Consider the following 25,742-nt stretch of genomic DNA (forward strand, 5'->3'; position numbering starts at 1 on the left):
ATGGCAAGACACCACTACCGGTGCCCCCTGCGCTGGTCGGACATGGACTCCTTCGGCCACGTGAACAACGTGGTCTTCCTCCGCTACCTGGAGGAGGCGAGGATCGACTTCATGTTCCGGCTGGCGCCGGGGGAGGGCAGCGAGTCCTTCACCGGCGGGTCCGTCGTGGCCCGTCACGAGATCGACTACAAGCTGCCCCTCGTGCACCGTCACGAGCCGGTGCTCATCGAGTCCTGGGTGACCCGGATAGGCGCCGCGTCCCTGACCATCGGCTACGAGGTCAAGGACGAGGCGACCGAGGACGCGCCCGAGAAGGTCTACGTGCGCGCCTCGACCGTGGTCGTGCCCTACAACCTCGCCGAGGGGCGGCCCCGCCGCATCACGGCCGAGGAGAAGCACTTCCTGCAGAAGTACCTCGACGAGCCGGGCACGCCGGCGGCCGGCTCGGAAGGACGCCTCGCGGCATGAACGAACGGCTGCACTTCGCCGATTCCGGGGAGGCGGCGGACCTCGCCGCCTTCCTGGGCCGGCTGGTGCACTACGACCGCGCCGCCGCCGTCCGGCTCCAGGCCGGCGGCGGCGCGCTCGCCGTCTTCGGGCGGCCGCCGTCCTTCGAGGTCCTGGCCATCCGCACGGTGCGGCTCGCCGCGCCGCTGGCCGCCCCGCTGGACCTGACCGTCTCGGCCGGAGAGCTCCTGGAATCGGTGGACGAGGCCGCCGCCGAGGCCACCGTGCCCGGTCCGGTCACCGGCCCGCCCTGGGCGGGGGTGCTCCCGCCCCGCGCCGGCTGGCGGCCGTTGCCCGGGCTTCCCGGGCCCGAGGAGATGCGCGCGGCCGTGGCCGGCGCCGTCGCCGAGTTCCGCGCCCGTGACGAGGCCCTGCCCGCGCAGCACCGGACCCGCTCCGAGCGCGACCGCATCGGCCGTGAGATCTGGTCCCGCACCCTGGGCGACACCGAACTCCCGCTGCGCGCCGTGCACGCCGCCCAGTCGCTGGGCTTCCTGCGGCCCGTACGGTCCACCGTGCCCGCCGCCGCCCCCGCGGCCCAGGGCCCCGACCCGGTGGCCCTGCTCGCCGCCGGGAGCTGGCTGCGCCTGCGCACCCCGTACGGCTCCGTCGCCCTGCGCCGCCCCGGCAACACCGCCGGGCTGGGCGCCCTTCAGGTCCGGCCGGTCTGAGCCCGCGGCTCCCCGCGCCTGCCGGGTCTAACCCGCCGTGTTGATCATCGACGCGGCGGCATAGGTCAGGTACTTCCACAGCTGGGCCTCGTGCTCCGGGGCCAGACCCAGTTCGTCCAGTGCGACCCTCATATGGCGCAGCCAGGCGTCGTGCGCCGCCGCGTCCACCTGGAAGGGGGCGTGCCGCATCCGCAGGCGCGGATGCCCGCGGTGCTCGCTGTAGGTGGTCGGGCCGCCCCAGTACTGCATCAGGAACAGCGTGAACCGCTCCTCGGCCGGACCCAGGTCCTCTTCCGGGTACATCGGGCGCAGCAGCGGGTCCTCCGCGACCCCCTGGTAGAAGCGCCGGACGAGACGGCGGAAGGTCTCCTCGCCGCCCACCTGCTCGTAAAAGGTCTGCTCCTGAAGCGTGCCCCGCGGAATCTCATTCACCCGACCATCGTCTCAGACGCCCGGACGGAGGACCGGGGTCCTAGGACCCTCCCCGACCGCCCGCCGTCGCCCCCGGCCGCCCGCATTCGCCTGCGGCGGCCGCGCGCAGGACAGTGGAGGCATGGGTGCACACACCGCACGCACCACCGGGGTGCGGGACCTGCGCGAGACCGCGCACGCCGCCCAGGTGCGGGAGCTGACCGCCGCCGGGGTACTGGACGATCCTGCCTGGCGGGCGGCCTTCGCCGCCGTGCCCCGGCACGTCTTCGTCCCCTATTTCTGGACCGGCCGCGGAGCGGGCCACGAGCGGCTCTGGGCGCAGGACCCCGATCCCGAGCAGCGGGCCCGCTGGCTGCGCGGGGTCTACGCCGACACCCCGCTCGCGACCCGGCTGCGCGACGGCGAGCTGGTCTCCTCCAGCAGCCAGCCCTCCCTGATGGCGAAGATGCTCCGGGCGCTGGAGGTGCGCGACGGCGACAACGTCCTGGAGATCGGTGCGGGCACCGGCTACAACGCGGCCCTGCTCTGCCACCGGCTCGGCGAGGAAAACGTCACCACCGTGGACCTCGACGAGGAGATCACCGAGTCCGCGCGGACGCACCTGGCCGAGCTCGGGTACCACCCGGTGGTGGTCACCGGGGACGGGGCGCGCGGCTGCCCCTCCCGTGCCCCGTTCGACCGGATCCTGGTGACCTGCACGCTGCCGGTGGTCCCGCACGCCTGGACCGCCCAGTGCCGGCCCGGGGCGCGGATCCTGGCCCCGCTGTCCACCGGGCTGATCGCCCTCACGGTCCGCGACGCCGACTTCGCCGAGGGCCGCTTCCTGCACACTCCGGCGTACTTCGTCCCGCTGCGCGGGGCCACGGCGGCGCCGCCGCGGGATCCGGCCGCCGGGGTGCCGCACGGGCTCCCGTACGAGCTGGTGGAGAACGAGCGCTTCCAGTTCATGCTCGTGCTGACCGAGGGGGTTCTGCACCCGCGGGAGGCCCTGGACCTGTGGCGCCGCGAGGACCGGCCGGCCCGCGAGCGCTTCGGGGTCACCGTCAGCGGCGACGGCCAGTGGGCGTGGCTCGACGACCCCCAGGGCCCGTACGTATGGCCCCTGGGGGAGCCGCGCGACTGAACCGCCGAACCGGCCTAGGCCGCCTCTTCCGGATCTTGCCTGACCCGCGCTGCCTGGCACCGCGCCTCGCCGCGTTGTCGGGGCGCCCAAGTACGTCCAGTACTCGGGCGCCCCTCCGCCTTGCGATGCACGGCGCCAGACAACGCGGGCTTAACCGGCAAGATCCGAAAGAGACGGCCTAGCCCCGGCGGATGGTGATCGTGGTCCAGGCGCCGACGTGCACGCGGTCGCCGTCGGAGAGCGGGACCGGGACGTAGGGCTGGATCGGCTCCTCGCCGCCGTTGATGGTGGTGCCGTTGGTGGAGTTCTGGTCCACCACCGCCCAGCTGAGGTCGGGCTGCTGGACGAGGACCGCGTGCTGGTGGGAGACGCCCGGGTCCTCCGGGGGCACCGACAGGTCGATGTCGGGGGACTCGCCCGTGGAGGCGCGGCGGCGGCCGATGGTGATCTGGCCGCCGGCGAGCGGCAGGTGCTGCTCCGGGGAGTACGCGGGCAGGTTGAGCCCGGCCGCCTCGGGGCCGCTGCGCTGCATCATCGCCATGAAGTACGAGCGGTCGGGGCCGATCGTCGCGGTCCAGGAGCCGCCCTGGGGCGCGAAGGACTGGTGCTGCTGCTGGTGCTGCTGAGGCGGCTGGTACTGCTGCGGCGGCTGGTGCTGGTAGTCCTGCTGGTACTCGCGCTGGGGCGGCGGCGGGGGCTGCTGCTGGTACTGCGGCTGCGGCTGCGGCTGGGGCTCGTGCGCCGGGGGCGGCAGCAGCCAGTCGTCCTCGCGCTGGAGCGGCTCGGCCGGCCGGTTGACCCGGGAGGGCCGCGAGCCCTGGTACTCGAAGTGGTCCTGCGCGTACACGGGCGGCGGAGGCGTGGACGGGGGCGCGGGGGCGGACCCCGCGGACCCGACAGACCCGACAGACCCGGCGGACCCGGCGTCCGGGGCGATCGGCGTGTACGAAGTCGCCGTACGGGTCAGGAAGTTGTACCGGCACTCCTCGCAGAACGGGGCCATGGCCTCGCGCGGGGTCCGGCACTGCGGGCAGAGCTCGGCCTGGGCCGTCGGCTCACCGGTGGTCGGGGGGTAGCCGTAGCCGTAGGAAGGCGCCGCAGGGGGGCTTCCAGGGGCAGCCATGCGGTGGCCGCAGACCTCGCACCAGTCGTCGGAGGCGGACTGGTGCCCGTTCGGGCAGGTCGGCATGGCGGCGCTTCCCCCTTCTTCTCCCTGCGTCATCGCGTCAGGTCTTCTCAGGTCTTCTTCACTCGGACGGTCTGCGTCGAACGCGTTTCAAGGGTCATCTCGTCGGCGTCGGCGACCTTCGCTTTCAGCCGCACAGTACCCGCCGCGGCGTCCACGACGTCCACCACCTTCGCCAGGAGCTTCGCTGTGTCGGCGTTTCCCGAGGCGCTCGCCAGCTGCACGGCGCGCCCGAGCTTGGCCGTCGCCCCGCCCACGTCGCCCAGTTTGCGGGCTTCGAGGCCCTGCTGGATAGCCTGCGCCAGTTCCGCCTGTCCGGTGTAGTGCGCGACCTGCGGGTTGATGGCGGTGGAAGCGGCCAGATCGTCCGTCCACACGGCCCGCACCAGTCCCTGGGCGAGGACGGCGGCGGGCTCGCCCGCCGCTCCCGGCAGGACGAGCGAGGCGCGGGCGGCGAGCATCTCCTGGCCCACGCCCGCACTCGGGACGCGGACGCACACGTGGTACTCGCGGGACTCGTCGCCCCAGGATCCGGTCGGGTAGTCGCCGGCGCGCGGGCCCGCCTCGCTGCGCCGGGCCGTCAGGTCCTGGACGGCGGGCGCGACCTGCTTGACGTACTGGATCTCCGCCCCGACCGGGGTCCACAGGCGCAGCGCGACGTCCGCGACCTCCTTGCCCATGACGTTCTCCATCATGCGCGTGAAGTCCTCGGCGAGGTGGGCCGGGTCGGCCACGATGTCGGCGGAGCCGAGCAGGGCGCTCGCGATGCCGGTGACCTCCTTGACCTCCCAGTCGGTGCCCACCCCGCGGGCGTCGCAGGTGAAGCGGCCCGCGCAGGCGTCGAGGGTGGCGCGCAGCTGGGCGGGGTCCTCGTGCTCGTTGCGGCCGTCGGTCAGCAGGATGCCGTGCCGTATGGCGGCCGGGGACCGGCGCAGCAGGCCGTCGGCCAGCCGCAGCCAGGTGCCGATGGCGGTGCCGCCGCCGGAGCTGAGCCCGCGCAGCGCCTCCTTGGCCTGGGCGCGGGTCACCGGGTCGGCGACCGCGAGGCGGCCCTGGCCCGGGTACACCTCCTTGGCCGTGTGCGTGCCGGCGATCACGGCGAAGGAGGTGCCGTCGCGCAGGGTGTCGACGGCCGCGGCCGTGGCCTCGCGGGCGCCGCGCATCTTCTCCGGCGGGTACTCCATGGAGCCCGAGCAGTCGACCATGATCACGACGGCCGCCGCGCCCCGGGCCGCCGCCGCGCGGGTGGCGGCGGCACCGCCGGTGGACGTGACCGTGACGATGGCGTGGACGTCCCGCCCGCCCTGCGGGAGGAACTCGTTCTGGTACACCTCCACGCTGAAGCGCGGGGCGCTGGGCTTGGCGAAGTTCGCCATCGGTGGGGCTCCTAGGGGCTCGGACAGGCGAGTCGGGCGGGTCAGGCCCGGGGAGACGCTTCCGCTTCCGGTTCCGCTCGCGGGCCGGCGCCCGGTTCCGCTTCCGGGTCCTGCCCCGGTCCCGGGTCCGGTTCGGGCTGCGCGGCGAACGGCACGACGGCGACGGTGACGTTGTCGTGGCCGCCGCCGTCCAGGGCGTGCCCCACCAGGACCTGCGCACTGTGCAGGGGTCTGACGGCGGCGTCAGGCGGCAGCACCTGGGCCATGTCGCGGGCGGCCTCCGCGTAGTTCCACAGGCCGTCGGTGCAGACGACTACCACGCCGGGGTGGTCCGGCTTGAAGACGGCGGTGTGCGGTTCGAGGTCGTACGCGTCGGCCCCGAGCCAGCCGGTGATGGCGTGGGCGCGGACGTCGGCGTAGGCCTCGGCCTCGCCCATCAGCCCGGCCGCGACCATCTGAGCGGCCCAGGAGTCGTCCTCGGTGAGCCGGCGGGACAGGGCGGCACGGTCGTCCGGGACCCAGTAGGCGCGGCTGTCGCCCACCCAGCCGATGGTGAGCAGGCCGCCGCTGACGACGGCGCCGACCAGGGTGCAGGCGGGGGCGTTCTGCGCGCCGGGGACCTCCGGGGCCAGGGCGTTGACCGCCGCCGCGGCGGCCAGGATCGCCTCGTGCATGGCCTCCTGCGGGTGGGCGCCGCGCGGGAGCGCGTCGAGCAGGGACTCGTTGGCCGCGGCGGCCGCCGCGGCCGATGCCTCGTCGGGGCGGCTCGCGGAGGAGACGCCGTCGCAGACGATGGCCACCGTGGCGGCGGAGCCGTCGGGCAGGGCGGTGGCCGCGACCGCGAACGCGTCCTCGTTGCGGTGGTGGCGCAGGCCCCGGTCGCTGACGGCGGCCACGCTGCCGAGCTCCTCCTCCAGGTGGTCGCGCTCCCGGGGCTGTGCGTGCCCGCAGTGCTCGCAGTAGCCGTCGGTGTCCACGTACCCGGTCCGGCAGGCGACGCAGGTCTTCCCGCCGGTCCCCTGCGGGGCCTCGGCCGGGGTGGTGTGCTCGGGGCCGGTGCTCTCGTACGGGGCTTCGCCCGTGGCCCAGGGGGTTCCCTCCGGCGGCGTTCCGGCGCCGGAGGGCATGTCGTACCGGGCCTGCGGGACGTCGGCCCCGGCGCCGTACGGGTGTTCCGCCGCGCCCCACGGGGTCCCCTCCGCGGGAGTGGCGGCGCCGTGCGGGTCCTCGTGGCCCGCGGCCGCGTACGGGGCTTCGGCCGAGCGCGGTTCCGGCTCGGGCTCGGATTCCGCCGGGGTGAGCGCCCGGCCGCCCGGGTCGTCGACCAGGGTCGGCGCGGCCGTCGCGCTGCTGCCCCAGCCGGGGGCCGGGGCGCCGTAGCCGCCGGCCGTGGCCGGCGGAGTCGGCGGAGTCGGCGGGAGGGGGATCGTCGGATGGTCCGCGGCCGGAGCAGCCGGGGGAGGGGCGGTCACGGCGTAGCCGCAGACGCCGCAGAAACGGTCACCCTCCTCGAGGGGTTCCGCGCAGCTGGGGCAGCCCGACAGCCGATGCATCGACATCAATCACACCCACGTCCGGGGACGGAAACGGTTTGCCCGCTCCACCAGTTCGATCCTCTCCTCGCCCCGCTGTGCCAGCCGTGCGAGCACGCGGTACGAGCGCTCCAGTCCGAAGCGCAGTCCCCGTTCGTCCAGTTGACTGCCGAGCAGCGAGGTGCTGCCGGGATCGGAACCCCGGCTACCCGACAGTACCCAGTCGAGGGCCGAGCCCAGAACTTCCGTCGTGAGCCGCTCGTGGCGCTCGGGATCCAGCCCGAACCGCCGCAGCGCCTCCACCTGCCCGGCGGCCGCCGCCAGATCGGCCAGCAGGGGCTCCTGCGGGGACCGGTCGCGCAGACGTGCGCGTACGGCGGCCACCCGCGCGGCGGTGTAGTGGATGGAGGCCTCGGGCACGGACTCCAGCGTGCGCACGGCTCCGGCCCGGTCGCCTGCGGCGAGCTGGACCCGGGCCAGGCCGAAGGCGGCGCTCACGAACCCGGGGTCGGTGGTCCAGACGAGGCGGTAGTACTCGGCGGCGTTGTCCAGCTGGCCCAGGACCTCCGCGCACAGCGCCAGCGCGAGCTTCGGCGCGGGCTCGCCCGGGAAGGCGTCGTAGATCGCGTCGAAGGACAGGGCCGCGATCTCGTCCTGCCCGCAGGCCAGCGAGGCGACGCCGCGGGCCCACACCACCCGCCAGTCGTCCGGATGCCGCGCCTCCAGCTCCGTCAGGGTGCGGGACGCCTCCGGCAGTTCGCCCAGTTCGAGGCGGGCCCGCAGTTCGCGCAGGCGCAGTTCGGCGGAGTCGGCCGGCGCCGCGCCGAGGGCGCCCAGGAGGTCGCCGGGCGCGGAGGCCAGCAGCCCGGCCAGGAAACCGGCGTTGGGGTCGGCCGGGTCCACCAGCGGTACGGGCAGCGCGAGCGCGGTGTCGCGCCGGGCCGCTCCCGCGGGGGAGACGGGTGCGACCCCTGCGCTCGTGGCGGGAGCCGACGGCATCGGCGGCATCGCCGGGGCCGCCGTCGCGTGCCGGGGCCCCGGCACCGCCGCGCCCGCCACGTGCGTGGCACTGGTCCCGATCCCGGCCACGGCCCCGGTGTGCCCCGACGGGCCGGGCGCCCCGGCGAGCGCCGCGGCCGCGCCGGCCGGCGCCCCCGGAGTGGGAGCGCCCGCGTGCAGCGGGATGCCGCCGGGCGGCGTCCCGCGCTCGGGCGCCTGCGCCCACGGACCGGGAGCCGCGGCCGGGAGCGGGGCCGCGGCTGCCGGCGCCTCCGGCAGGGGAGTTCCGGCGGGGAGCGGGACGCCGCCCGGCGGGGTGGTGCCGGGCAGGGCGGCGGCGCGGCCGCGCAGGGCGGGCAGCCTGCCGCCCCGGCGGGCGGTGAGCGGCCGCAGGCCCAGGCGGGACACGGCCGGATCCGCCGTGTCCGCGAAGAGCTGGGTGTCCGGGACCCGCGTCTCCGGGCCGAACAGCGTGGACAGCTGCGGCCGCGGCCGGCCCGTCTGCAGGGCGACGACCTCCCGCAGCACCCCCGTCAGCTGGTCCGCCATCTCCTGCGCGGAGGCGAACCGCCGCCCGGGATCCGGATCGGTGGCCCGGACGAGCAGCCGGTAGAAGGACTCGTACCGCCGGAACACCTCGATGTGCTCCGGGTCCGGCAGCGAGTCCGCGAACACATTGGTGTAGCCCTGGAAGTCGAAGGTCAGCACGGCCAGGGTGCGCGCCACCGTGTACAGGTCGGAGGCGACCGAGGGGCCCAGCTCGGCGACCTCCGGGGCCTGGTAGCCCACCGTGCCGTAGATGGCCGACTCCTCGTCGTCCATCCGCCGGACCGCGCCCATGTCGATCAGCTTCAGCTGGTCCTGCTGCTGTATCGCGTTGTCGACCTTGAAGTCGCAGTACAGAAGGTTTCTGCTGTGCAGGTGGCCGAGTGCCTCCAGCGCCTCGATGCCGTACGCGCAGGCCTGCTCCACCGGCAGCGGATCCCGCCGCCCGTCCGGCCGGCGCCGCTCGTTGGCGATCTCCTTCAGCGATTTTCCGCCCACGTACTCCATGACGATGTACCCGTCCAGCGAACCGGTCCGCTGGTCCAGGTGCTCCACGAAGTTGTAGATCCGCACGATGTTGGAGTGCTCGATCTCCGCGAGGAAGCGCCGCTCCGATATCGCGGCGGCCATCGCGTCCTCGTCGCCGGTGTCCAGCAGGCCCTTGAGCACCACCCACCGGTCCGACACGGCCCGGTCCACCGCCAGGTACACCCAGCCGAGCCCGCCGTGCGCGAGACAGCCGGCCACCTCGTACTGGCCGTGCACGACCTCGCCCGCGCGCAGCTTGGGCACGAAGGAGTACGGGTGCCCGCACTTGGTGCAGAACCCTTCCGTCCGCCCGGGCCGGTCACCGCGGGCGCGCCCCACCGGGGCCCCGCAGTCGGCGCGCGAGCAGAACCGCTTGCGCTCCGGCACCTCCGGGTTCTCCAGGACCGCCGCCGAAGGGTCCGGACGCGGCACTTCCGGTACGTTGACCAGCCCGGCGCCGAGGCGGCCCCGGCCCGAGGACGAGGGCGCCGAACCCGAACTGCGCACCGACACCGACTGGGTGGACGCCGGCCCCGACAGGGAGCGCGAGAGCCGCCCGGACACGGAGCGGCGCGACGACGAGGAGCGGGACGAGCGCGCCGAGGCCGAGGACCGCGCCGAGCCGTGCGAACCGTGCGACCCCTGCGAGCCCATCGACCCCCGGGTCCCGGCGGAGCCGCCCGGTCCGGCGGAGCCCGGCACCGCGCCGCGCGCCGCGCTCGTCATCCCCGTCGGCGGCGACACCAGCTCCTCCGCACCAGCCGCGACCGCGCCGGCCGGCGCCAGCCCGCAGGTGTCGCAGTAGAGCCCGCCGCCGCCCATGTCCTCGTACGCCCCCGGGCAGCCGGGCCGCACGCACGCCGTTCCGATCAGGCTCATGCGCCCTCCTTTCCGGGAGCCCCCGTGCCCCGCACCGCCTCGGCCGCGGCCTGCTGGTAGCGCAGGACGGCCTGCTCGGCGGCCCGCAGGTCGCAGGGCGCGCTCCACAGCATCCGCCGGGCCGTGTCGTACCGCTCGATCAGCAGCGGGTCCTCCGCCAGCCCGTGCCGGGCCACCTTCGCCTTGTAGGCGTCGAGCCGCCCGCGCAGCTCGGCCCGCACCGCGAGCGGCGCCGTCACCGCGGTCAACGATTCACGGGCCCGCCGCAGTTCCTCCTCGGCCCGTTCCTCCAGGGACTCCAGGAGCGGGGAGAGCCGGTGCCAGCGGGACTGGCGGCGGTGCTCGGCCGCCGCCGCGAGCTGCTCCTGCAACACCGTCGGCGGGCCGCTCACCGCGGGCACCTCCGACGCTGCGATCTTCGCCAGTACCTCGCCGCGGGCCGTCCGCGCCTCCGCCAGGGTCCGGTCGGCCCGCGAGAGCACGTCCCGCAGGCTGATCAGCCGCTGCTCGGCGTCCTGCCGCACGTCCAGCACGGCCTCGACCTCCCGGCGTACGTCCTCCAGCGCGAGCGCGGCCCGGTCGTAGCGCCCGGTGTCCGGACGGCCGCCGCCGGGCGCCGAACTCCCGGCCGCCGGCACCCAGAACGCCAGCGGGTCCGCGATCACCTCGGCCCGCAGCGCCGCCAGCTCGGCGGTGATGGACTCCAGGTCGTCGCCGGAGGGGTGCTCGCCCGGGCGCACCCCCACCGAGTGGGCCAGCGAGCGGGTGCGGTGCAGCTCGGCGGCGAGCAGGTCGATCCGGGCGGGCAGCGCCGACCACACCGCGTCGGCGGCGACCACCACGTCCAGCGAGCTCGCGTACAGCTCGTTCATCCGGGCCACCAGCTCGGCGAGCGAGAACCGCTCCGCCAGTCCGGCGCCCTCCACGGCGGCGCCCGCGATCAGCACCCCGGGCCCGCGCAGCCGCTCGGTCAGCTCGACCAGGTCGTCGCGGTTCGGCCAGCGGCGCCGCTCGCGGATCTCCCGGGCGGCGGCCAGGGCCCCGCTGTAGGCGTCGAAGTACGTCCACAGCCGGGTGATGTCCGCGTCGGCGGCCGCCCACCGCTCCTTGGTGACCCCGGTCAGCGAGGCGCCCTCCAGCAGCCGGCGCCCGGCGTGGTCCTGGAGGGCCAGCAGCGAGGTCTCGACGGCCTCGTGCTCCGCGTCCAGCCGGGCCAGGGCACGGTCGACGCCGTCCCGGTCCATCACTGCCGACGACCACGACTCCAATGACTGTGCCTCCGCTTCCGTGTCCGACTCCGTGCCCGCCACCGGCCTCAGCCGTCCCGGTACTTGGGTGCGGGCGGCGCGGTCACGCCGGGCAGCACGGGTTGCAGGTGCTTGAGGTACGACTTCATCCAGGGGCTCTCGTTGCCGCCCGAACGGTACTCCTCCAGCACCTTGTTGACCCGGCGCACCAGGTCGGCGGCGTCCTTGTTCATCGCCACGCCGTAGAACTCGCGGGTGAACGGCGAGCCGACCAGCCGCACCGACGGGTCCTGCGCCGCCTGGCCGGCCGCGAGGGCGTTGTCCGTGACGATGCCGTCCACCTCGCCCAGCTGGAGCCGGACCAGGCAGTCCAGCTGGTTGGGCACGGTGACCGGCACGGAGCCGTACGACTGGGCCTTGAGGGTGGCCTCGGCCGTGGAACCGGCGGCGAAGCAGATCCGCTGGTCCTTCAGCGAGGTGTCGTACCCGGTGATCGGCGAGCCCTTGGGGGCCAGCACCTGCTGCCCGGCCTCGAAGTAGGCCGTCGAGAAGGCGACCTCCTCCAGCCGCTTGCAGTTGATGGTCATGGTCCGCACGACGATGTCGACGCGGCCCTCCTGGAGCGCCGGGATGCGCTGACTGGTCGGGATGGCCCGGTAGATGACCGCGTTCGGGTCGCCCAGGATGTCCTTGGCGACGGCCTTCACCAGGTCGATGTCGAAGCCGTCGAGCCCGCCGCCCTCCGCGGCCTGGTTGCGGTAGCCCCAGCGGAAGCTGTTCTGGTCCACGCCCGCGACGAGCTTGCCCGCCGCCTTGATCCGCGCGATCGCCGCGCCGTCCAGACCGGACGGGCGCAGGCTGGCCTCCGGATCCTGGCAGGTGTCGGCGGGCGCCCCGGGCGCGGCCGGGGCCGCCGCCGACGCGGGCCCGCGGACCGCCGCCGTACCTCCGCCGCCCGGCGTCGCCTGGGCCAGCGGCAGCAGCACGGTCGCGGCAGTCACCGCGCAGGCCACGGCCATCGCGCTCACCCCGCCCCAGCCGCGCAGCCGGCGCGCCGCCCGCCGCAGCCGCGACGGCGCGCCGGGGCGGTTCTCGCCGCCTCCCGAGGCCCCGGAGCCCTGGGAGTCCCGCATCGCCCGTGTCCGCATCGCTCTCACCTGTACTCCGAAAGCCTGCGCCCGATGCCGAGCAGCGCCGCCGCCGCGCCGACGACGGCGAGGACGGCCATCCCGGTCAGCAGGCCGCCCAGCGCGCCGAGCCCGTCCCGGGCCGCCCGGGTGAACTCCCGCTGCTCGTGGGCCACCGCCTGCTCCAGCGAGGCGTCCACCGTGTCGAAGGCGGCCCCGCTGCTGTCCTTGTGGTCCTTGTCCCCGACGACCTGGGCCAGCGCGGCCTCGTAGTCCCCCTTCAAGTCCGCCTCCCGGGCCGCCGTGTGCCGCTGCTTCCACAGTTCCACACCGTCCGCGGCACGCGTCACGGGGCCCCGGCCGGCCTCGTCGTCGGCCAGCCGCAGCGCCCTCGCCAGCCCGGCGTCCAGCTCCTTCATGTTCGTCGTGAAGTCCACGTCGTACTTGTCGGACTTCGTGTCCGCGGCCAGGACGGCGCCGCGCGCGATCAGCGTCAGGTTCTCCCCGGCCCGCGCCTGGAGGGAGGCGATCCGCGCGTCGTTGAGCACCTTCAGCGACTCCTGCCCCTGCGCGCGGGCCTCGCTCAGCGACGCCCGCGCCACCGTGTGCCCCACGGCCAGCCACAGCAGCACCACCACGGACGCGGCCGTCGCCGCCAGCAGGCCGTGGTTGAAGACCCTGTTCGTACGCCGGTAGGTGCGCCGCTGCGCCCACACCAGGGCGGCCAGCGCGACCAGGCCCGCGGCGAGCGAGGCCAGCGGCCAGGACCGGGAGTCGTCGTAGTCCGAGTAGAGCCGGGCCGTCTCCGCCTCGTACAGCCGCTGCGCGGCCGGCAGCAGCTGGGTGGTCATCTGCTCGTTCGCGTACCGGAGATAGGCGCCGCCCAGCGGCAGGCCCTGCCGGTTGGCGGCCCGGGCCTGCTCGATCAGGCCGGTGTAGCGCGGCAGCTGCTCGCTCAGCAGGGTGATCTGGTCGCGGGAGTCCTGGCTGCCGCCGGTGTTGGCGGCCGCGCTGACCAGCAGCCGGGAGGCGTTGGCGATGTCCCGTTCGTACCGCAGTCGGACCTCGCGCTCCTCCGTGGCACCCAGCAGGAAGCCGCTGGAGGAGGCCGTGTCGGCGTCCGCGAGGGAGCGGTAGATGCTCGCCGCGTCCGCGCTCAGCGGCTGACTGCGGCCCACGACGTGCTCGGCGGCGGTGCTCCGGCCGGAGACCTCCCACAGGCCCACCGAGCCGAACAGCACGATGAGGGCGGCCAGTACGGCGCCGATGATCCGCAGCCGGCCGGGCTCGGTGGTGGCCGCGCGGCGCAGCTCCTCCACACCCTCCGACCAGGCGGTTCTCCGCCCCGGCGGTGCACCGGGCGGCGCCGCCGGCGGCCCGGCGGGCGACACGTCGCCGCCGCCCCCGGGCGCGGGCGCGCGTGATGTGACGGCCACCGTGACCTCCCCCTTGGTCCTTGCTCCGCAGCAGTATGGCCGCATCGGCGGTCGGCCACACCACCCGGTGCCGGATCTTGGGTGATCTGACCCGTGGCCGCCCCCGCCGCCCCTTCAACGTCAATACGTCCGTACGACCGCCACGGTTCCAGACCAGCCGCCCCCAGGGGCCGGTTCACCCGAAATGGGCACGCAGTTTTCCGTGGGCGCCGTCCGGCGAGCCGAGCGCGTCCAGCCCCAGCAGTCCGGCCCCCAGGACCGGAGGAGCCGTCACCACCGACACCCGGGCGCGCGGTGCCCGTTCGGCGAGGCCCGCCGCGATCCGGTCGCCCAGCTGCGGATGCCGGGCGGCCAGCACGCTGCCGCCGAGCACCACGGGAACCTCCTGGTCGAGCAGGTCCAGGCGGGCCAGCGCCACCGCCGCCATGGCCACGACCTCGTCCGCCTGCCGGTGCACCAGCGACACCGCCACCGGGTCCCCGGCGGCCGCCACCGAGAACAGCAGCGGGGCCACTTCGTGCCGCCGCCCGCCCGGGATCCGGCCCAGGTGCAGCGACTCGATCAGCGCGTACATGGAGTCCTGTCCGAAGTGCGCCGGCAGCGCCCGGGCCAGTTCGGTCGGCTCGCCCCGCCCGTCCTCGGCCCGGGCCGCCCACCACAGGGCCTCCTCGGCCAGTCCGCCCCCGCCGCCCCAGTCGCCCGAGATCCGGCCGACCGCCGGGAAGCGCGCCGTCCGCCCGTCCGGGGTCATCCCGGCGCAGTTGATGCCCGCCCCGCACACCACCGCGACGCCGCGCGGCTCGGCGCCCGCGGGCAGCCCGGCGCGCAGCAGCGCGAAGGTGTCGTTGTACACCGTCGTGGAGCGGCCCCAGTTCCGGCCCCGGATCTCGGCCGCCAGCGTCCGCTCCTCCACCGGGAAATCGGCGTTGGCCAGACAGGCCGACACGTGCTCGGCGCACGGCCCGTCCGCCGCGCCGGGGTCCAGTCCCGCGTCGGCCATCGCCTCCGCCAGCACGTCGACGGCCGCGGCCACCCCCGTACGGAACGGCTGGAAGCCCCCGGCCTGACCGGAGCGCAGCACCGAGCCGTCGGGGCCGACGAGCGCCACGTCCGTCTTGCTGTTTCCCGCGTCGACGGCCAGCACCGCCGCGGGCAGGGGCCGGGTCACGCCCATGCCAGGTGTTCCTTGTTGTGCGCGAGGAGCCGGTCCGTCAGCCCCTCGGCACGGTCGAACTGACCCACCAGCGGGTGGGCCAGCAGCGCCCGGAAGACGCGCTCGCGGCCGCCGCGCAGCGCCGCGTCCAGCGCGAGGTCCTCGTACGCCGCCACGTGCGCGATCAGCCCGGCGTACAGCGGGTCCAGGGCGGGCACGGCGAGCGGCCGCGCGCCCGAGCCGTCGACCCGTGCCTGTACCTCGACCACCGCGTCGTCCGGCAGGAAGGGCAGGGTGCCGTTGTTGAGCGTGTTGACCACCTGCACGGCCGGTCCGCCGGCGGTCCCGTCGCCCAGCAGCGAGGCCGCCAGGTCCACGGCCGCCTCCGAGTAGAACGCGCCGCCGCGCCGCGCCAGCAGCGCGGGCTTCTCGTCCAGCGCGGGGTCCCCGTACAGGGCGAGCAGTTCCCGCTCCATCGCGGCGACCTCGGCCGCCCGCGAGGGCTTGGTCGCCAGCTCGCGCACGACCTCGTCGTGCGCGTAGAAGTACCGCAGGTAGTACGACGGTACGACGCCCAGCCGGTCCAGGACGGCACGCGGCAGCCGGAGGTCCCCGGCGATGGCCTCCCCGTGCCCGGCGAGCAGCCGCGGCAGCAGGTCCTCGCCGTCCGGGCCGCCCCGGCGCACCCCCAGCTCCCAGGTGAGGTGGTTGAGCCCCACGTGGTCCAGGTGGATGTCGGCCGGCGCCAGGTCGAGCAGGGCCGCGAACTTCCGCTGGAAGCCGATCGCGACGTTGCACAGCCCGACGGCCTTGTGACCGGCCTGGAGCAGGGCCCGGGTGACGATGCCGACCGGGTTGGTGAAGTCGATGATCCAGGCGTCCGGGCTGGCCCGCCGGACCCGCTCGGCGATGTCGAGGACCACCGGAACGGTGCGCAGCGCCTTGGCGAGCCCGCCGGCGCCCGTGGTCTCCTGCCCGACGCAGCCGCACTCCAGCGGCCAGGTCTCGTCCTGGAGCCGGGCGGCCTGGCCGCCGATGCGCAGCTGGAGCAGGACGGCGTCGGCGCCCGCCACCCCGGCGTCGAGGTCGGAGGTGGTGGTGATCAGCCCCGGGTGCCCCTGCCGGGCGAAGATGCGCCGGGCCAGGCCGCCGATCAGCTCCAGCCGTTCGGTGGCGGGGTCGATCAGCACCAGCTCGCTGACGGGCAGGGTGTCCTGCAGCCGCGCGAAGCCGTCGATCAGCTCGGGGGTGTAGGTGGAACCGCCGCCCACCACTGCGAGTTTCATGCCTAGCCTTTCACTCCGGTCAGGGTGACTCCCTCGACGAACGCCTTCTGGGCGAAGAAGAAGAGGACGATCACGGGGGCCATGACCATCACGGTCGCGGCCATGGTCAGGTTCCAGTTCGTGTGGTGCGCTCCCTTGAAGGACTCCAGTCCGTAGCTGAGGGTCCAGGCGGCCGGATTGTCGGAGGCGTAGATCTGCGGGCCGAAGTAGTCGTTCCACAGGCAGAAGAACGAGAACAGGGCGACCGCGGCGATGCCCGGCTTCGCCATCGGCAGCACGACCCGCAGCAGTGCGCGCAGCTCGCCGCAGCCGTCGACGCGGGCCGCGTCCAGGTACTCGTCGGGGATGGTCAGCAGGAACTGCCGGAGCAGGAAGATGGAGAAGGCGTCGCCGAAGGCCAGCGGGATGATCAGCGGCCACAGGGTGCCCGAGAGGTCGAGCTGCTTGGCCCAGAAGAGGTACATCGGGATGATCACGACCTGGGGCGGCAGCATCATCATGGCGATGACCAGCAGCAGCGAAAACCGCTGCGCACGGAAGCGGAACTTGGCGAGCGCGTAGGCCACCGGGATCGAGGACGCCACGGTCAGCAGCGTGCCCAGACCGGCGTACAGCAGGGTGTTGCGCCACCAGGTCAGGAAGCCGGGGGTGTCCCACACCTTCGCGTAGTTCTCCCAGACCCAGGTGTCCGGTACCAGGTCGCGGGTGAGGGCCTGCTGATCGGTCATCAGCGAGGTGAGGAAGACGAAGACGAAGGGCAGGACGAAGAACAGCGCGGCGGCGATCGCGAGCGAGTGCACGGCGACCCACCGGAGTACGGTTGCGCGCCGGTGCGCGGGCGTCATCGGTGCCCACCTCCGATCAGGCCGCCGCGGCGGCGCATCAGCAGGGCCGTGAAGGCCATGCACAGGGTGAACAGGACGAGGGCGAGCACACAGGCCGTGCCGTAGTCGAAGCGCTGGAAGCCGACGTTGTAGACGATCTGCGGCAGGGTCAGCGTGGACTTGTCGGGGTAGCCCGGCTCGAACTGCTGGCCGGAGCCGCCGATCACGCCGGCCGCCACCTTCCCCGCGACCAGCGGCTGGGTGTAGTACTGCATCGCCTGGATCACGCCGGTCACCACGGCGAACAGGATGATCGGCGAGATGTTCGGCAGGGTGATGTGCCGCAGTCGCTGCCAGGCCCCGGCGCCGTCCAGCTCGGCCGCCTCGTACTGCTCCTTCGGTACGTCGAGCAGCGCGGCCATGAAGATCACCATCAGGTCGCCCACGCCCCACACCGCGAGCACGGTCAGCGCGGGCTTGGACCAGTCGGCATCGGTGAACCAGCCGGGCTGCGCCAGGCCCGCCCCGTCCAGCAGGGTGTTGACCGGGCCGGTGCCGGGGTTCAGCAGGAACACGAACGACAGGGTGGCGGCCACCGGCGGGGCCAAGTAGGGGAGGTAGAACAGGGTGCGGAAGATACCGGTCCCCGTCTTGACCTTCGTGATGAGCATGCCGATCCCGAGCCCGAAGACGACCCGGCAGGCCACCATCACCACCACCAGCCACAGCGTGTTCCGCATCGCCGGCCAGAACAGCGGGTACTGCGTGAAGACGTACGTCCAGTTGTCCAGGCCGTTGAAGACGGGCGGCCGGAAGCCGTCGTACTTCGTGAAGGAGAAGTAGACGGTGGACAGGAGCGGGTAGGCGAAGAAGACGGCGAAGCCGACCAGCCAGGGCGACATGAAGGCCGCCGTGCGCAGTGCCTCCCGGCGGCGTTTCGTGCGCAGGGTGTGCGTGGTCATCCGGGCTACTTCGCCTTCGCGATGTCCGTGTCGATCTGCGCGTCCGTCGCGGCGAGGGCGCCGGGCAGGTCGCTGACCGCGCCCTTCTCGTGCTGGTAGGCCAGGTCGGTGAAGGTCAGCTGGTAGGTGCCGCCGTCCGCCTGCGGCGGGGTGGTGTTCGACTTCGGGTGCCTGGCGATGTCGATGAAGGTCTTGAAGTTCTCGTCCACCCGGAGGTTCGGCGAGCTCAGCGCCTCGAGGGTGGAGGGCACGTTGTGGATGCCGTTGGCGAAGGACACCACCGCCTCGGTGTCGGTGGTCATGTACTTCACCAGTTCCCAGGACGCGTTCTGCTTCTTGCTGCCCGCGGCGATGCCCATGATCGTGCCGGAGACGTAGCCCTTGCCGTAGTCGGCGAGCCGGTCGTCGGGGACGGGCAGCGGCGCGGTGCCGATCTCGAAGGCCACGCCCGCCTCCTCGGCCATGTTCGCCCGCCACTCGCCGTCGATCTGCATGGCGACCTGGCCCTTGTGGAAGGGGTGCTCGGCGCCCCACTCGTCACCGAAGGAGGCCCGGAACTTCTCCAGCTTCTCGTACCCGCCGAGCTTCTCGACCAGGTCCTTCTGCGCGGCCAGCATCTTCGCGAAGGCCGGGTCCTTGGCCAGGTTGGACTTGCCGTCGGGGGTGAAGTACGTCGGCCCCCACTGCGCGGCCAGCCGCATCGGGGTGGTCTCGTAGCCGTGGAAGGTGGGCATGATGCCGACCTGCTCGTACGAGTCGCCCTTGCTCTTGGTGAGCCTCTGCGCGACCTCGACGAACTCGCTCCAGGTCCTGGGCGCGGCGGTGATGCCGGCCGCCTTGAAGGCGTCCTTGTTGTAGACGAGGCCGTAGGCGTCGTTCAGCAGCGGCAGCGTGCACTGGTTGCCGTTGAACGAGGTGTAGTTCAGCAGGGACTGCGGGAAGACCTTCGCCTTGTCGATCTTCGACTTCTCCAGGAACGGGTTCAGGTCGGTGAACGCGCCCGAGTTGCAGAACTTGCCCACGCTGTCGGTGGTGAAGGAGGACACCACGTCCGGCGCCTTGTCGCCGCCCGCCCGCAGCGACTGGTTGATCTTGTCGTCGGTCATGTTGCCGGTGACCTTGATCTTGATGTTCGGGTGCGCCGCCTCGAACCGCTTGATGTTCTCCTCGATGGCCTTGACCTCGCTGGGCGCGGACCAGCCGTGCCAGAAGTTGACGGTGACGTCCTTGGCGGGGTCGTCACCCGCCGCGTTGTCGGTGGATCCGGTACACGCGGTGGCGAGGAGGGATATGGCCGTGAGGGCGGCGGCGGTGGCGCCGGCGGTGGTCAGGCGGGAGGTTCTGGGCATGGCGATGTCACTCTCTGCGCGGGGGACTTCCTGGGAGGTGTGCAGCAGGGGCGAACGGTGGAACGACCATGGGGGGAGGGGCGGGTTCAGCGGGAGGTGTCGAAGACCTCGTCGCGGGTGGCGGCCAGCGCGCTCTCCAGCGCGCCGCGCAGCACCGGACGCTCCGGCACCCCGCCGGAGACCAGCCGGGGCCGGGACGGGGCCAGTTCGGCGAGCTCGGCCTCCAGCAGGCCGCGCAGCGGGTCGCCGCCCGCGGCGATCACGGCTCCGGAGAGCACCACGATCTCCGGGTCCAGTACGGCGACCAGCGAGGCGAGACCGGTGGCCAGCAGGGTGGCGTACGACTGCAGGAAGCGCAGGTTCGCCCCCTCGGGCGCGGCCGCGGCCTGCCCGAGCAGGGCGACGGCGGCGGCGACCTCCGCGCTGTGCGGGTGCTCCCGGGCCTGCGGCGGCGCGGCCTCGACGCCCAGCTCCGCGGCCAGCCCGGGCACCACCTGTACGCCGGCCAGTTCCTGGTAGCCGCCGGTGTTGGCGCGGGTGACCTGCCGGACCAGGGGGTGCCCCGGCACGGGCAGGAAGCCCACCTCGCCCGCGCCGCCGGTCCAGCCGCGGTGCAGCCGGCCGCCGAGCACCAGGGCGGCGCCGAGGCCCTCCTCGTTCCACAGCAGGACGAAGTCGTCGTGGCCGCGTGCCGCGCCGAGGCGCTGCTCGGCGACGGCGGCGAGGTTGACGTCGTTCTCGTACTCGACCGGCATGGGCAGGGCCGCCGCCAGTTCCTCGAGGAGCGTGGGGGAGTGCCAGCCGGGGAGGTGGCTGGCGTAGCGCAGCCGGCCGGTCTGCGGGTCGAAGGCGCCCGGCGTGGCGATGACCACCCGGTGCAGGTCGGAGCGGTGCAGTCCGGCGGCCTTGACGGCTCCGCCGAGGGCTTCGGTGACCTGCTCGATGGCGCCCTTGTCCGCGGAGTACGGGACCTCGTGCGTGCCGGTCACGGTGCCGGCGAGGTCGGCGACGGCCGCCAGTACGCGGCCCGGGGTGACGTCGAGGCCGCCGACGTACGCGGCCCGCGGGTTGACCTCGTAGAGCTGGGCGTTGGGGCCGGGGCGGCCGCCGTCGGTGCCGGTGGCCAGGACGAGTCCGGCGGCCTCCAGGCGGGCCAGGAGCTGGGAGGCGGTGGGCTTGGACAGCCCCGTCAGATGTCCGATCCGGGTCCGGGACAGCGGTCCGTGGGTCAGGAGCAGCTCGAGCGCGGCCCGGTCGTTCATGGCGCGCAGCAGGCTGGGTGTTCCGGGCGTGGCGGCGGGCATGATGCTGACTCTCTCTCCCTCACCGGAGTGACTGTTAGGTAAGTTTCCTATTGCTGTTCCGGCTCTGTCAATGCCGCTGCCCCGCAGGCTGTGTCCTTCCGACGGACGGCCTGCGGGGCAGCGGCACGGAGCGGGGGGCGGCTACTTGGTGATGCGGGGACCCCCGGCGGCGGCCTGCGGCGGGATCGGCGCCGTGGCCAGGGACTGCGGGGAGGCCGGGTTGGACAGCGCGGACGGCGCGGCGACCGCGGCGGACGGGTCCGCCGCCGCCTCTTCTTCCCCGTCCGCCGGCAGGCCGCCGATGATCCGGATGCCGGCGGCGTCGAAGGCCTCCTTGATCCGCCAGCGCAGCTCGCGCTCCACCGCGAACTGCTTGCCGGGCATCGTCTTCGCCGACACCTTCACCGTCATCGAGGCCAGCAGCACCTCGTCCAGGCCCAGCACCTCCACCGGGCCCCACAGGTGCTCGTTCCACGGGGACTCCTTCGCCAGGGTGTCGGCGACCTCCTGGACCACCTCGCGGATCCGGGGCAGGCTCTCCGACGGCTTGACCTGGACGTCCACGGTCGCGGTGGCCCAGCCCTGGCTGAGGTTGCCGATCCGCTTGATCTCGCCGTTGCGCACGTACCAGATCTCGCCGTTGTCCCCGCGCAGCTTGGTCACCCGCAGGCCGACCTCTATGACCTCGCCCGAGGCCACCCCGGCGTCGATCTTGTCCCCGACGCCGTACTGGTCCTCCATGATCATGAACACGCCGGACAGGAAGTCCGTCACCAGGTTCCGGGCGCCGAAACCGATCGCCACACCGGCCACACCGGCACTCGCCAGCAGCGGCGCCAGGTCGATCTTCAGCGCCGCCAGCACCATCAGCGCGGCCGTGCCGAGGATCAGGAACGAGGCCACCGAGCGGAGCACCGAGCCGATCGCCTCCGAACGCTGGCGGCGCCGCTCGGCGTTGACCAGCAGCCCGCCCAGCGCGGTTCCTTCGACCGCCTCGGCGCTGGTGTTCATCCGGTTTATCAGCTTGGTCAGCGCTTTGCGGACCACCGAGCGCAGGGCCGCCGCGATCACGACGATCAGCAGAATGCGCAGGCCGATGCTCAGCCAGGTGGCCCAGTTCTGCTCGATGAAGCTCGCCGCCTCGGTGACGCTCTCGTGCGTCTCCTTGAGGGTCGTGGACGCGTCCGGGGTGTTGGATGCCAGGGGCAGCAGGGTGGCAGGCCAGGGCACGGCGGAAAACCTCCAGATGTAGCGGTCTGTCCGCGGAGGGGATATGCGCACAGACCAACCACACTAACGGGGCATTACCTTCACCCCGACGCAGTGTTCGAGGGAGAGACCAGGCTCACCTGGGGATGACGTGGGTGTGGTTGAAAACACCTCGGACCCGTTACGGGCGCGTGGTGGCGCTTCGACCAGCCATAAGGAGAGACTGGAGAGCAGATCGTCCCGGCGCGAGCCACGCGCCGCCGGCGTACAAGGAGGCAGTCCGTGCCGCACGTCCTGGTCCTCAACGCGTCGTACGAGCCCCTCGGCGTCGTACCGCTCCGCCGCGCGCTCGTCCTCGTCCTGGAGAACAAAGCGGTCTCCCTGGAGGAATCCGGCGCCTATCTGCACAGCGCGACCAGAGTCGTCCCCGCGCCCAGCGTGGTCCGGCTCAAGCGCTTCGTGCGGGTCCCCTACCGGGGGCCCGTTCCGCTCACCCGGCGCGCCCTGTTCGCGCGGGACGGCGGCCGCTGCATGTACTGCGGTGCCGTCGCCACCAGCGTCGACCACGTCATCCCGCGCAGCCGGGGCGGCCAGCACGCGTGGGACAACGTCGTCGCCGCCTGCCGCCGGTGCAACCACGTCAAGGCCGACCGGCACCTGGTCGACCTCGGCTGGCGCCTCCGCCACCAGCCGGCTCCGCCGTCCGGGCTGGCCTGGCGCATCATCGGGACGGGGCACCGGGATCCGCGGTGGATGCCGTACCTCCAGCCGTACGGGGCCGAGGATGCGCTGGAGCGCATCGGGGTCGCGGCGTCCTGACCCCGCGGCCCGGCCTGTCCGGGGCTCCGCCCCGCAACCCCGCCGGGCCGCACCCGTTCCCCGGCCCGCGGCCGGTTGCCGGGGCGGAGCCCCAGGAAGCGGCGCCGCACCGCTACGGCGTGACCGCGTAGGCCTCCGCCGACCAGAGGGAGCAGCCGTACCGCGTCGCGCGGCGCTCGCACGTGACGCGCACGAAGCGGGTGTCCGGCCCGGCGTCCAGGCGGACGGTTTCGGCGCCGCCCCGGGAGGACGGGACGGCGGCGGCCCGGTGCCAGGTCGCCCCGTCAGGCGAGGTCTCCACCCGGTACGCCGACGGGTACGCCTCCTGCCAGTGCAGCTCCAGCCGACCCACGCGGGCCGGAGACGGGAGTTCCGCCTGCCACCAGGCCCCGTCCACCGCCGGTGAGGACCAGCGGGTCGAAGGGGAGCCATCCACGGCGGCAGAGGCGGGGAAGTCCCGCGTCTCGTCGGCGGAGGAGCTCGGCCGCGCGCCCCGCAGCAGGTCCGGACCCCCGGTGCGCGGCACCGCCCGCACCGTCAGCGTCCGGGACTCCCCGCCGAAGACCACCGGCACCTGGTAGGTGCCCGGCGCGACGGCCGGACCGGCCACGACCTCGAACGGGATCGATGCCCGGCCGCCGCGCGGGGCCACCGCGGCCGCCGGCAGGCGGACCTCGATGCCCTGCGGCGGCTGGGCCGACAGCGGCCCGCGGACCTCCCCGGGCCCCACGGCGGTCAGCTCCGCCGACACCTGCCGCGGCGCGCCGCCGATCTCGGCGACGGCCAGGCCCCCGTCCGCCAGTTCGAAACGGGCCCGGGGGCCGTCCGCCGGCCACGGGACCACCCCGTGCACGGCCGGCGCCGCCCCGGCCCCCGCCCAGGACAGCCGCACCGCGTCGGCGCGCAGCCCCGCCGTGTCCACCTGGGTCCAGCCCGACGGCGCGGCCTCGCCCACCTTGCGCCAGCCCTCGCCCGGAACATGGGCCTCCACCGCCGCGCCCCGGGCCCCCGCAGGCAGCGGCTCCGTCATCACCGTCACCGCGGCCACCGGGCGCTCCGCGTCCAGCCGTACCGTCCAGGCCTGCGCGTCCTTCGTCACCTCGCCCGCCGGACGGGCGGCCCCGGTCCAGGCGTCCGCCTCCTCCACCGCCTTCGCCAGGAAGGGGTCCATGACGGCCTGGTCCACCCTGGCCGGGCCCTCCTCGGCCAGCGCCCGCCGGGCGCGCGTCAGCGCCTGGGAGGCCTGCCATGCGGCCGACCCGTCGCCGCGGGCCTGCGCCCGCAGGACGTCCACCGCCAGCTCGCCCGCCGCCCCGTAGCGCGACAGCCGCTCCAGCCACGGCCCCGCCTCGCCCGCCAGGGCCGGCAGCCGGCCGGGCGCCTCGCGCAGGACGGTGAACGCCTTGCGCAGCTCGGTCCCGGCCGCCGGGTCGCCCGCCGCGCGGGCCTTCCAGAACTGCTCGACGAGCGGCGCCAGGTACGCGGACTCCTCCTGCTTCAAACCCGACGCGGCGCTGTTCCCGGCCAGCGCCGCGACCGCCTCGCGCGCATGCGCGTCCGGGCCCGCCAACTCCCGCACCGCCGCCGCCCAGGACTCCCCGGGCCGGTAGCCGCGCGGGTTCCAGGCGAAGTCCGCCGCCGTGAACAGCGGGATGCGCGACAAGGTGCCCTGCGGCATGGCGTTGGCCAGCAGGGCCGCCGAGCCGCCCGCGACCGCCGGCTCGCGGCCCGTGTACGGCCCGAGGAAGATCCGGCCCGGGTCCCAGTCGTTGACCGGATAGTTGTCCATGAGGACCAGCGGGTGCCCCATCGCCGAGCGCGCCCCGGCCAGCTCCTTGCCGCTGATCGTGCGCGGCACCACGCCCACGCCCGTCCAGGCCACCTCCACCCGCGGGTCCAACGCGCCCGCCAGGGCCGTCCGGTAGGCGGTGGCGCCCTCCTGGTAGAACTCCGTCGGCAGCAGCGACAGCGGGGCCGCATCCGGATGGCGCGCGGCCAGGTGGGCCGCCAGCTCGCCCGCGACCTCCGCGTGCGCCTGCGCGGCCGCCTTCGGGCCCTTGCCGAACCGCTCCCGGTCCTCCTCGCAGCCCCACTCGGTGTAACTGACGTCCTGGAACTGCACCTGGAAGGCGCGGAAGCCCAGCTCCCCCATGGCGTCCAGCTTGCGCGCGAGCGCCGCCCGGTCGGCCGCCGAGGACAGGCACATCGACTGGCCGGGCGTCACCGCCCAGCCCAGGACGACCCGGTTGGCGCGGGCCCGTTCGGCCAGCGCCCGGAACTCCTCCTGCTGTTCGCGCGGGTACTCCTGGCGCCAGGCCGTCGTCCGGTACGGGTCGTCGCCGGGCGCCAGCAGCAGCCGGTTCTGCTTGGTGCGGCCCATGAAGTCCAACTGGGCCAGCCGCTGTTCCTGCGTCCAGGGCTCCCCGTAGAACGCCTCCGCGATGCCCCGTACGGGCGCGGCGGGCCAGTCCCGCACCAGCACGCCGGGCACCTTGGCCCCGCCCCCGGCGAGGACGGCCCGCAGTGTCTGCGCCGCGTGGAACAGCCCGTCCCCTCCCGCGCCGGCCAGCGCGACGGTGTCCCGGCCGCCGGGCCGCCCCACGGCCAGCCGGTAGCCCCCGTCCGGCAGGTCACCGGCTTCGGCCGCGCCCAGCGCCCGCAGCGCCTCCTGCGCGTCCGGGCCCTGGAGCCGTACGACGGTGCCCCGTTCGGGCAGCCGGTCCCCCGGGGCCCGCTCGTGCAGGGTCCGTACGCCCGCTGCGCGCAAGGCGTCGCGGACCACCTGGACCGCGTACGGATCGGCGTCGGACGGGGCCACCAGCACGGCCTCCGCGCCCAACGGCACCGCGCGCGCCGGGTCGGCGGCCATCGACTGCGGCCGGGGCCACACGACGGGGCCCTCGGCGGGGCTGCGCACGGCGTCGGCCCGGGGGTCGAGCACGGGCCCGGCGGCTCCGAAGGCCGGATCCACGGCCGGGGTGCCCGGTGCGGCGGGCACGAAGGGCGCCGCGGAGACCCCGCGCGGCGCGGCCGCCACGGCCCCGCCGAGCAGCGATCCGATCACCGCGACGGCGGCGGCCGTCGCCCGCTTCCTGCCCCTGAGCTGCACAGAGCCTCCTCGTCCCGAGACGTCCCCCGCTCGCACGAACGAGCCCGAGCCCACCACCCGTGCGGGCGGAGTGTCAATGTGGGCGGGCGATCTGACCGGGATACGCCAGGAATGCGATGCCCCCGAGTGGGTAGAGCT

20 protein-coding genes are annotated in these 25,742 nt (G+C 74.3%); 4 read left to right on the plus strand and 16 right to left on the minus strand.

Features of this window, described 5'->3' with window-relative positions:
- Complete coding sequence (locus ACIPUC_RS06085) at positions 1-468, plus strand: acyl-CoA thioesterase (protein WP_446587007.1); 468 nt, start codon at positions 1-3, stop codon at positions 466-468.
- Positions 465-1,178 carry a hypothetical protein gene (locus ACIPUC_RS06090; protein ID WP_446587008.1) on the plus strand — a complete coding sequence of 238 codons (714 nt, stop codon included), beginning with the start codon at positions 465-467 and terminating at the stop codon, positions 1,176-1,178. Before ACIPUC_RS06085 ends, ACIPUC_RS06090 begins: the two co-directional genes overlap by 4 nt.
- 27 nt (positions 1,179-1,205) lie before the next feature.
- Here ACIPUC_RS06090 and ACIPUC_RS06095 read toward each other — a convergent pair whose 3' ends face one another.
- Positions 1,206-1,610 carry a globin gene (locus tag ACIPUC_RS06095; RefSeq protein ID WP_446587009.1) on the minus strand — a complete coding sequence of 135 codons (405 nt, stop codon included), beginning with the start codon at positions 1,608-1,610 and terminating at the stop codon, positions 1,206-1,208.
- A gap of 121 nt (positions 1,611-1,731) precedes the next feature.
- Here ACIPUC_RS06095 and ACIPUC_RS06100 point away from each other — a divergent pair, with 121 nt between their 5' ends.
- Positions 1,732-2,733: a methyltransferase domain-containing protein gene (locus ACIPUC_RS06100; RefSeq protein WP_446587010.1), complete on the plus strand. Its 1,002-nt coding sequence runs from the start codon at positions 1,732-1,734 to the stop codon at positions 2,731-2,733.
- 178 nt (positions 2,734-2,911) lie between these two features.
- Here ACIPUC_RS06100 and ACIPUC_RS06105 read toward each other — a convergent pair whose 3' ends face one another.
- The 14 genes from ACIPUC_RS06105 to ACIPUC_RS06170 all read right to left on the minus strand — a co-directional run bounded on the left by ACIPUC_RS06105 (position 2,912) and on the right by ACIPUC_RS06170 (position 21,697).
- On the minus strand, positions 2,912-3,922 hold the full coding sequence (locus ACIPUC_RS06105) for an FHA domain-containing protein (RefSeq protein ID WP_446587629.1): 1,011 nt from the start codon (positions 3,920-3,922) through the stop codon (positions 2,912-2,914).
- Between the two features lie 47 nt (positions 3,923-3,969).
- Positions 3,970-5,295, minus strand: coding sequence for a vWA domain-containing protein (locus tag ACIPUC_RS06110; RefSeq protein ID WP_446587011.1), 1,326 nt, complete (start codon positions 5,293-5,295; stop codon positions 3,970-3,972).
- Positions 5,296-5,336: 41 nt separating this feature from the next.
- Positions 5,337-6,848 (minus strand): protein phosphatase 2C domain-containing protein, encoded by a 1,512-nt coding sequence (locus ACIPUC_RS06115; RefSeq protein ID WP_446587631.1) that lies wholly within the window; start codon positions 6,846-6,848, stop codon positions 5,337-5,339.
- Positions 6,849-6,857: 9 nt separating this feature from the next.
- A complete protein-coding gene (locus ACIPUC_RS06120; RefSeq protein ID WP_446587012.1) occupies positions 6,858-9,779 on the minus strand; it encodes a tetratricopeptide repeat protein in 2,922 nt (973 codons plus the stop codon).
- Entirely contained in the window at positions 9,776-11,023 is a 1,248-nt protein-coding gene (locus ACIPUC_RS06125) for a hypothetical protein (RefSeq protein ID WP_446587013.1), read from the minus strand. Before ACIPUC_RS06125 ends, ACIPUC_RS06120 begins: the two co-directional genes overlap by 4 nt.
- A gap of 71 nt (positions 11,024-11,094) precedes the next feature.
- Positions 11,095-12,045 (minus strand): glutamate ABC transporter substrate-binding protein, encoded by a 951-nt coding sequence (locus tag ACIPUC_RS06130; RefSeq protein WP_446587633.1) that lies wholly within the window; start codon positions 12,043-12,045, stop codon positions 11,095-11,097.
- A gap of 134 nt (positions 12,046-12,179) precedes the next feature.
- Positions 12,180-13,589, minus strand: coding sequence for a hypothetical protein (locus ACIPUC_RS06135; protein ID WP_446587014.1), 1,410 nt, complete (start codon positions 13,587-13,589; stop codon positions 12,180-12,182).
- Positions 13,590-13,764: 175 nt separating this feature from the next.
- Positions 13,765-14,763 carry an N-acetylglucosamine kinase gene (locus tag ACIPUC_RS06140; protein ID WP_446587015.1) on the minus strand — a complete coding sequence of 333 codons (999 nt, stop codon included), beginning with the start codon at positions 14,761-14,763 and terminating at the stop codon, positions 13,765-13,767.
- Positions 14,754-16,028, minus strand: coding sequence for a 6-phospho-beta-glucosidase (locus tag ACIPUC_RS06145; RefSeq protein WP_446587016.1), 1,275 nt, complete (start codon positions 16,026-16,028; stop codon positions 14,754-14,756). Before ACIPUC_RS06145 ends, ACIPUC_RS06140 begins: the two co-directional genes overlap by 10 nt.
- Before the next feature lie 2 nt (positions 16,029-16,030).
- Positions 16,031-16,873 carry a carbohydrate ABC transporter permease gene (locus tag ACIPUC_RS06150; RefSeq protein WP_446587017.1) on the minus strand — a complete coding sequence of 281 codons (843 nt, stop codon included), beginning with the start codon at positions 16,871-16,873 and terminating at the stop codon, positions 16,031-16,033.
- Positions 16,870-17,814 (minus strand): carbohydrate ABC transporter permease, encoded by a 945-nt coding sequence (locus tag ACIPUC_RS06155; RefSeq protein ID WP_446587018.1) that lies wholly within the window; start codon positions 17,812-17,814, stop codon positions 16,870-16,872. Before ACIPUC_RS06155 ends, ACIPUC_RS06150 begins: the two co-directional genes overlap by 4 nt.
- A gap of 5 nt (positions 17,815-17,819) precedes the next feature.
- On the minus strand, positions 17,820-19,163 hold the full coding sequence (locus ACIPUC_RS06160) for an ABC transporter substrate-binding protein (protein WP_446587019.1): 1,344 nt from the start codon (positions 19,161-19,163) through the stop codon (positions 17,820-17,822).
- A gap of 86 nt (positions 19,164-19,249) precedes the next feature.
- Positions 19,250-20,467, minus strand: a complete 1,218-nt coding sequence (locus ACIPUC_RS06165; protein WP_446587020.1) for an ROK family protein — start codon at positions 20,465-20,467, stop codon at positions 19,250-19,252.
- Between the two features lie 141 nt (positions 20,468-20,608).
- A complete protein-coding gene (locus ACIPUC_RS06170) occupies positions 20,609-21,697 on the minus strand; it encodes a mechanosensitive ion channel family protein (RefSeq protein WP_446587021.1) in 1,089 nt (362 codons plus the stop codon).
- A gap of 261 nt (positions 21,698-21,958) precedes the next feature.
- On the opposite strand from ACIPUC_RS06170, the gene ACIPUC_RS06175 reads away from it, so the two are divergent.
- Positions 21,959-22,495: an HNH endonuclease gene (locus ACIPUC_RS06175; protein WP_362595563.1), complete on the plus strand. Its 537-nt coding sequence runs from the start codon at positions 21,959-21,961 to the stop codon at positions 22,493-22,495.
- Positions 22,496-22,607: 112 nt separating this feature from the next.
- Here ACIPUC_RS06175 and ACIPUC_RS06180 read toward each other — a convergent pair whose 3' ends face one another.
- The gene (locus ACIPUC_RS06180; protein ID WP_446587022.1) at positions 22,608-25,604 is read right to left on the minus strand and encodes a beta-N-acetylglucosaminidase domain-containing protein; all 2,997 of its coding nucleotides are present in this window, start codon (positions 25,602-25,604) and stop codon (positions 22,608-22,610) included.
- Positions 25,605-25,742: the final 138 nt, after the last annotated feature.

The organism is Streptomyces sp. LARHCF249 (assembly GCF_052871255.1).

Coding starts and splice junctions, on each gene's coding strand:
- ACIPUC_RS06085 (WP_446587007.1), top strand. CDS start 1: ATGGCAAGACACCACTACCGGTGCCCCCTGCGCTGGTCGGACATGGAC.
- ACIPUC_RS06090 (WP_446587008.1), top strand. CDS start 465: ATGAACGAACGGCTGCACTTCGCCGATTCCGGGGAGGCGGCGGACCTC.
- ACIPUC_RS06100 (WP_446587010.1), top strand. CDS start 1,732: ATGGGTGCACACACCGCACGCACCACCGGGGTGCGGGACCTGCGCGAG.
- ACIPUC_RS06105 (WP_446587629.1), bottom strand. CDS start 3,922: ATGCCGACCTGCCCGAACGGGCACCAGTCCGCCTCCGACGACTGGTGC.
- ACIPUC_RS06110 (WP_446587011.1), bottom strand. CDS start 5,295: ATGGCGAACTTCGCCAAGCCCAGCGCCCCGCGCTTCAGCGTGGAGGTG.
- ACIPUC_RS06115 (WP_446587631.1), bottom strand. CDS start 6,848: ATGCATCGGCTGTCGGGCTGCCCCAGCTGCGCGGAACCCCTCGAGGAG.
- ACIPUC_RS06120 (WP_446587012.1), bottom strand. CDS start 9,779: ATGAGCCTGATCGGAACGGCGTGCGTGCGGCCCGGCTGCCCGGGGGCG.
- ACIPUC_RS06125 (WP_446587013.1), bottom strand. CDS start 11,023: ATGGACCGGGACGGCGTCGACCGTGCCCTGGCCCGGCTGGACGCGGAG.
- ACIPUC_RS06130 (WP_446587633.1), bottom strand. CDS start 12,045: ATGGCCGTGGCCTGCGCGGTGACTGCCGCGACCGTGCTGCTGCCGCTG.
- ACIPUC_RS06140 (WP_446587015.1), bottom strand. CDS start 14,763: ATGGGCGTGACCCGGCCCCTGCCCGCGGCGGTGCTGGCCGTCGACGCG.
- ACIPUC_RS06145 (WP_446587016.1), bottom strand. CDS start 16,028: ATGAAACTCGCAGTGGTGGGCGGCGGTTCCACCTACACCCCCGAGCTG.
- ACIPUC_RS06150 (WP_446587017.1), bottom strand. CDS start 16,873: ATGACGCCCGCGCACCGGCGCGCAACCGTACTCCGGTGGGTCGCCGTG.
- ACIPUC_RS06155 (WP_446587018.1), bottom strand. CDS start 17,814: ATGACCACGCACACCCTGCGCACGAAACGCCGCCGGGAGGCACTGCGC.
- ACIPUC_RS06160 (WP_446587019.1), bottom strand. CDS start 19,163: ATGCCCAGAACCTCCCGCCTGACCACCGCCGGCGCCACCGCCGCCGCC.
- ACIPUC_RS06165 (WP_446587020.1), bottom strand. CDS start 20,467: ATGCCCGCCGCCACGCCCGGAACACCCAGCCTGCTGCGCGCCATGAAC.